Below are 6276 nucleotides of genomic sequence, written 5' to 3'. Positions count from 1 at the left end.
AACCCGGAAGCTAAGCCTCACAGCGCCGATGGTACTGCAGGGGGGACCCTGTGGGAGAGTAGGACGCCGCCGAACTATATTTGAGGGAAACCCCCGCACCTTTGGTGCGGGGGGTTTCTGCGTTCAGGGCCCGTTTCCCTCCAAAGAGGGAGGGGCGTGAAATACGCCTCAGAGGCGACCTGCCGCCTTCAATGCCAAGTACGCGTCAGCCAGCGCGGGGGCCAGTTCCTCCGGCGTCGCGTCCACCACCGTCACCCCATGGCGACGAAGCTGTTCGGCAGTGTGCTGCCGTTCGTGCTGAGCCTGTGCGGCGGCTGCGGCCTGATACACCGCGTCGATGTCTCCTCTGCCCTGTGCCATGCGCGCGATATGAGGGTCGGCCACAGAGGCTACGAGGACCGTGTGGCGTTGGGTGAGCTGGGGAAGCACCGGCAGCAGGCCCTCCTCCACGGGGGCCGCGTCGAGCGATGTCAGCAGGACGATCAGCGAGCGGCGCGGTGCGGTACGCAAGGCGGCTGCCGTGAGGCCGCGGGCGTCCGTCTCGACCAGCTCCGGCTCCAGCGTGGCCATCGCTGTGACGAGGGACGGCAGGAGCTGGCCGGCGGACTTGCCCTGGACCAGGGCGCGAACCTGGCGGTCGTAGGCGAGTAGGTCCACGCGGTCGCCGGCGCGGGAGGCGAGGGCAGCCAGGAGGAGGGCCGCGTCCATGGCGGCGTCCAGGCGGGGCACATCATCCACGCGGCCGGCCGAAGTGCGGCCGCTGTCGAGCACCAGGAGGATGCGCCGGTCGCGCTCCGGACGCCAGGTGCGTACGGCGACCGCGGACTGGCGGGCGGTGGCTCGCCAGTCGATGGAACGGGTGTCGTCGCCGGGCACGTACTCGCGGAGGCTGTCGAACTCGGTGCCCTCACCGCGTGTCAGAACGCTTGTCCTACCGTCTAGTTCACGCAATCGAGCGAGTTTCGACGGGAGATGCTTTCGGCTGGTGAAAGGGGGCAAAACCCGTAGTGACCAGGGCACTCGGTGGGTGCCCTGACGGGAGAACAGCCCGAGGGGCCCGTAGGAGCGGATCGTGATGCGGTCGGCGTGGCGGTCGCCACGGCGGGTGGGGCTCAACCGGCTTGTCACACGGCGTTGTTCGCCGGCCGGGATGTCCAGGCGGTGCCGGGAGCCTTCGACCTCGGTGCCCGGTTCCCAGCTGCTGGGTGGCCAGGCGTCCCGCAGCCGTCCCCGCAGCGGGCGGCGGGACGGGTTGGTGACGGTCAGAGTGATGTCGGCGGTTTCGCCGAGACGAGTGGAGGTGTCGCCGGAGCGAGTGAGGACAAGGCGTCGTACGGGCGCCGCGAGCGCGAAGTCACAGGCGCAGGCCAGGGCCAGGGAGCCGTTGACCGCGAGGATGCCCGTCCAGCTGGGCTCCAGCAGGCCGACGGGGAGGGAGCCGAGAGCCGCGACAAGGGCGGCGCGTCCGGTGAGCGGCATCAGCGGGGTACCGGGACCTGGGCCAGGACCGAGTTGATGACCGAGTCGGTGGTCACGCCCTCCATCTCCGCCTCCGGGCGCAGTTGGACCCGGTGGCGAAGTGCGGGCAGGGCCAGGGCCTTCACGTCATCGGGGGTGACGTAGTCACGGCCCGTCAGCCAGGCCCAGGCGCGGGCGGCTGCGAGCAGTGCGGTGGCGCCTCGGGGGGAGACACCCAGGGTGAGTGAGGGGGACTGACGGGTGGCGCGGCAGATGTCCACGACGTAGGCCGTGATCTCGGCGGAAACGGTCGTCTCGGCCACGGCCGCGCGGGCGGCTTCGAGGTCGGCCGGGCCGGCGACGGGACGTACGCCCGCTGCGTGCAGGTCGCGGGGGTCGAAGCCCGCCGCGTGACGGGTGAGGACATCGATCTCGTCCTCGCGGGAGGGCAGCGGGATCGTCAGTTTGAGCAGGAAGCGGTCCAGTTGGGCTTCGGGGAGGGGATAGGTGCCCTCGTACTCGACGGGGTTCTGGGTGGCCGCGACCAGGAAGGGTTCGGGGAGGGGGCGCGGAGTGCCGTCGACGGTGACCTGTCGCTCCTCCATGGCTTCGAGGAGGGAGGACTGGGTCTTGGGCGGGGTGCGGTTGATTTCGTCCGCGAGGAGGAGGTTGGTGAAGACGGGGCCGGGCTGGAAGGAGAATTCCGCGGTGCGGGTGTCGTAGACGAGGGAGCCGGTGACGTCGCTCGGCATCAGGTCGGGCGTGAACTGGACGCGCTTGGTGTCGAGTTCGAGTGCCGATGCCAAGGCGCGGACCAAGAGGGTCTTGGCGACACCGGGGACGCCTTCGAGGAGGACGTGACCTCGGCACAACAGGGCGACGACGAGTCCGGTGACGGCGGGGTCCTGGCCGACCACGGCTTTGGCGATCTCGGTGCGCAGGGTCTCCAGTGAGGCACGGGCGGCGTCCGCGTCCTCGGTGTTCCCGGCGCTGTCAGTGGTCGGGGCCATCATGAACGGCGTACCTCTCTTTCGAGGGCGTCGAGTCGGTCGGTGAGTGCGATGAGGGCCGCGTCGTCGCGGGGCGGGGCTCCGAAGAGGACGGAGTGCAGGGCCTGTTCGCCGCTGTCGGGGAGACGCGCGGCAAGGGCGGGGAGCAGGGCTTCCGGGGTGTGGGCCTGGGCGGCGGGGACGCCGACAAGCGGGGCCAGGCGGGTGCGGGCCGTGGAGCGCAGGGCGGCGGAGGCGCGGTCGTGTGCATCGGCCTTGCGGTAGAGACGGGCGCGGCCCTCGGTCGTCTCGGAGGCACGGATGACGACGGGCAGCCTCTCGGGGACGAGCGGGCCGAAGCGTCGGCCGCGCCAGAAGGCGGCGAGGACCGCTGCGAGGAACAGTTGCAGGGTGCCCCAGAGCCAGCCCGTGGGGAGCAGGTCGAAGAGGCTTTTGCGGCCGGTGCCGGCGGCGGAGGAGTCGGCGAGCGAGGGGAGGTACCAGACCAGATGAGGGCGGGAGCCGAGGAGTTGCAGGGCGAGCGAGGCGTTGCCCTGCTTGTCGAGACGGTTGTTGAGGAGGATGTCGGGCGCGCCCAGGAGGACGGTGTCGCCGGTGCCCGAGGTCGCCGGGAGGCGGAGGAGGGTGGCGCGCCGCTCGCTGGGGTAGCAGGCGTCGGCGTCGTCGGCGGTGGTGCGGTAGCGGATGCCACCGGTCTCGGCGCTGCCCGCCCGCCGGGCCGCGGGGAGGGTGCAGTCGGGGTCGAGTGTGGTCTCGAGGGTGGTGACGGGGCTCGCGGTGACGCCGGGGGCGAGGCGGCCCACAGACCAGTCGCCGGGGGCGACGAGCACGGTGCGGCCGCCGGAGGATGCCGTGGCCTTGGCCAGCCGGGTCTGTTGGCGGTGCGTCAGCAGGTCGGGCACGGCTACCAGGAGGGTGGTGTCCGGGCCGACGGCCTCGCGTGCCGCGTCGAGGGTGGTGACCACACGGGTGGAGACCCCTCGGTCGGCCAGGAGTTCGGCGACGGCCCGGCTGCCGCGGGGGTCGGCGGAGCGGGGGTCGAGGTCGCCGTGCTTGGTCTGGGAGCGGATGACGGCGATGGCGACGGCACCGGCCAGCAGCAGGACGACGGCGAGGGCGATCCCCCGGTTGCGGGTCCAGATCTGACGGGCGGTGAGGGCGGACGAGGTGGTCATCCGGTCTTCCCGTCGGGGGCGGCGCTGGTCACCAGGGTGGGGCGGGCGCGTTCGAGGTCGCTGTCGAGTCGGGCGACGCGTTGGTACGTCTGCTGGTCGGCGGTGCGGCCGCCGTATGTGACGTCGTCGAAGTGGCGGGCGGCGGCGTGGAGTGCGTCCGCGTGGGCAGGGAGGGTGCGGCCGGCCTCGGCGGCGGCTTCGTCGGCGGTGCGGCCGGGGCGGACGTCGAGCAGGGCGCGTTCCTCCAAGGCGCGGACGACGGCCCGCATGCGTTCCTGGACCGCCTGGCTCCAGTGGCCCTGGGCGGCGTGCGCGTCGGCGGCGGCTCGGTGTTCGGCGGCGGTGCGCGGGCGTTCGTCGAACAGCGGAGCGGCCGCGACGGGGCTGCGGTGCGGGGTGCCCAGCCGCCACCACAGGGCGGCCAGGACGGCGATGACGCACAGGACCACGACGAGGAGACCGAGCGAGCCGCCCGGTGTCGCCGAGGCGGCCTTGGCGAGGAGCTTGCCGAGCCACTCCCAGAACGCGTTCAGGGCGCGCTGGAACAGGCTGGGGTCGTTCTCGTGGTACATCCGCTTGGCCAGCTCGCGGCGGGCCGCCTCGCGGGCGGGGTCGCGCGGGACGGTCACGGGCGGTTCGTCGCCGGAGCCGCGCGACGCGAAGCTGGTGAGGCGGGCGGCGCCGGACATGGCCGACGCCGCCGTGAGAACTCCCCCCGCCATGCTCACCGCATCAGCTCCCCGGCACCGGGCCGGGCGTGGCGCCGGGGGTGCAGCCCTGGACGCCGGCGGCGCGGGCCAGTTCGAGGTCGAGGGCCTCGCGGCGGATGCGCTGGTCGATGTAGAGGAGCACGGTGACCCCGGCCTTGACCGGCATGGTGAGCGTGGCGCCGATGACCGAGCCGATGCCGGTGATGAGCAGGAACGACCAGCCGGCCGGCTGGGCGCCGGTGCCCATCAGGGCGGTCATCTTCTCGCCATTGACGGCGAACGCGATGACGGTGAAGGGGATCACCGCGATCCAGGAGACCATGTTGGCGATGAGCCCGGCGAGGAACTGCACGCCGAGGACGCGCCACCAGGAGCCCTGGACCAGCTTGGCCGACCGGCTCAGCGACTTCCACACGCCCTGTCGCTCCAGCATCAGCGCGGGCGAGGCGAGGGAGAAGCGGACGGTCAGCCAGATCATGACGACGACGGCCGCCAGGATGCCCAGGACGAGCAGGATGACGGCAGGCGCGTCGAAGCCCGCGACGAGCCCCACGACGAGGCCGGGCAGCGCGCCGGCGACCAGGATGCCGCCGGTGATGAGGGCCAGCAGCATGAGGAGGCCGAGCAGCTTGAGGAGCTGGCCGCGGGACTCGCGCCACGCCTCGCCGATGCTGATCGGCTTGCCGAGGACGGCGCGGCTGGTCACCGTCGTCAGCAGCGCGGTGGCCACGATGGTGCCGACCACGGAGACCACGCCGACGAGCAGCGCACCGGCCGTGATCGAGCCGAGGGAGCGCAGTGCCTCGGCCGGGGTGACGTCGGGGTCGCTGAGCGTGCTGGTCGTGTCCTTCAGAAGGACGCCCTGGAGCAGGAGCGCGCAGAGCTCGGTGAGGACCGCCACCGTCAGGGAGATACCGAGGACGGTGCGCCAGTAGGCGCGCATGGTGGAGATGGCGCCGTCGAGTATCTCGCCGATGCTGAGCGGGCGCAGCGGGATGACACCGGGCTTCGCGGCGGGCGGGGGACCACCCCAGCCGTTGCCCCAGGCCGGGGGTCCGCCCCATCCGGCGGGGGGCTGGCCGCCCCAGCCCGCGCCCGGTGGTGGCGGTGGGGGTGCCTGGCCGGGGACGGGCGCGCCGGTGGGCGCCGACCACTGTCCGGGCGGCGGCTGACCCTCGGCCCACTTGGCCTCCGAGGCCTTGGCCTCCGAGGCCTTGGCCTCCGGGGCTTCCGGGCCCTTCGCGTCCGAGATCTTCGCGTCCGGGCTCTGCGGAGCCTCGCTCGGCTGCGCGGCCGGCGCGGGCTTGTCGGTGGGCATGGGCTCGGCGGCGCCGGGCGCGCCGGTCTGCCGTTTCTCGGACGACGGGTCGGGTCCGGGCGAAGCCCAGCCCGGCGTGTCACTCATCGAAGCTCCTTCACGATGCCCGTCCGCGGTCGCGGCGGCAGGTTGGCAGCCATCGTGCCATGGCCAGGTCACGGTGTGACCTGGTGCGGTGGGCCCCGTACTCCATCAATTCTCCGCCGGATACGGGGCAGACTCACCGCATGGCTGATCAGCAGGCGCGACCCGGTGAGGACAAGCGGCCGAGCGAGATACCGGTCATCCGATGGGAGGAACCACCCGAAGGACCCGTACTGATCCTTCTCGACCAGACGAGGCTTCCGTCCGAGGAGGTCGAGCTGGTGTGCACGGACGCGTCCGTGCTGGTGGAGGCGATCCGTGCGCTGGCGGTGCGCGGTGCGCCGGTGCTGGGCATCGCGGGCGCGTACGGCGTCGCGCTGGCCGCCGCGCGCGGCTTCGACGTGGACGAGGCCGCCGAGGCGCTGGAAAGTGCCCGGCCGACGGCGGTGAACCTGTCCGTCGGGGTGCGCCGGGCCTTGGCTGCGTACCGGGACGCGCTGACCGCGACCGGCGATCCCACG

General features: G+C 72.5%; 5 protein-coding genes, 1 rRNA gene and 1 pseudogene. 2 read left to right on the top strand and 5 right to left on the bottom strand.

Features of this window, described 5'->3' with window-relative positions:
* Nucleotides 1-75, top strand: a 5S ribosomal RNA gene (rrf, locus tag GT030_RS30425); the annotation flags it as partial.
* 93 nt (nucleotides 76-168) lie between these two features.
* Here rrf and GT030_RS30420 read toward each other — a convergent pair.
* From GT030_RS30420 to GT030_RS30400, 5 genes are read right to left on the bottom strand one after another with little or no spacing between them, the layout of a single operon-like run.
* Nucleotides 169-1479: a DUF58 domain-containing protein gene (locus GT030_RS30420; protein WP_161203844.1), complete on the bottom strand. Its 1311-nt coding sequence runs from the start codon at nucleotides 1477-1479 to the stop codon at nucleotides 169-171.
* Nucleotides 1479-2468, bottom strand: coding sequence for a MoxR family ATPase (locus tag GT030_RS30415; protein ID WP_202460752.1), 990 nt, complete (start codon nucleotides 2466-2468; stop codon nucleotides 1479-1481). Before GT030_RS30415 ends, GT030_RS30420 begins: the two co-directional genes overlap by 1 nt.
* Nucleotides 2468-3643, bottom strand: a complete 1176-nt coding sequence (locus GT030_RS30410) for a DUF4350 domain-containing protein (RefSeq protein WP_161203842.1) — start codon at nucleotides 3641-3643, stop codon at nucleotides 2468-2470. The genes GT030_RS30415 and GT030_RS30410 overlap by 1 nt, the downstream gene beginning before the upstream one ends.
* Complete coding sequence (locus tag GT030_RS30405; RefSeq protein ID WP_346009776.1) at nucleotides 3640-4371, bottom strand: DUF4129 domain-containing protein; 732 nt, start codon at nucleotides 4369-4371, stop codon at nucleotides 3640-3642. The genes GT030_RS30410 and GT030_RS30405 overlap by 4 nt, the downstream gene beginning before the upstream one ends.
* 4 nt (nucleotides 4372-4375) lie before the next feature.
* Nucleotides 4376-5758: a hypothetical protein gene (locus tag GT030_RS30400; RefSeq protein WP_161203841.1), complete on the bottom strand. Its 1383-nt coding sequence runs from the start codon at nucleotides 5756-5758 to the stop codon at nucleotides 4376-4378.
* 140 nt (nucleotides 5759-5898) lie between these two features.
* Between GT030_RS30400 and GT030_RS30395 the strand changes: the two are divergent.
* A pseudogene (locus GT030_RS30395) lies at nucleotides 5899-6276 on the top strand (S-methyl-5-thioribose-1-phosphate isomerase); the annotation flags it as partial.

This window comes from Streptomyces sp. SID1328 (assembly GCF_009865595.1).
GTDB classification, from domain to species: domain Bacteria; phylum Actinomycetota; class Actinomycetes; order Streptomycetales; family Streptomycetaceae; genus Streptomyces; species Streptomyces griseoluteus.
The sequence above is the reverse complement of the archived record's forward strand: the minus strand, read 5'-3'. Positions and strand labels throughout refer to the sequence as shown.

Bases quoted from the DNA above. Each gene is read 5' to 3' on its own strand.
- GT030_RS30420 (WP_161203844.1), bottom strand. From the start codon at position 1,479: ATGCCGCTCACCGGACGCGCCGCCCTTGTCGCGGCTCTCGGCTCCCTC.
- GT030_RS30415 (WP_202460752.1), bottom strand. From the start codon at position 2,468: ATGGCCCCGACCACTGACAGCGCCGGGAACACCGAGGACGCGGACGCC.
- GT030_RS30410 (WP_161203842.1), bottom strand. From the start codon at position 3,643: ATGACCACCTCGTCCGCCCTCACCGCCCGTCAGATCTGGACCCGCAAC.
- GT030_RS30400 (WP_161203841.1), bottom strand. From the start codon at position 5,758: ATGAGTGACACGCCGGGCTGGGCTTCGCCCGGACCCGACCCGTCGTCC.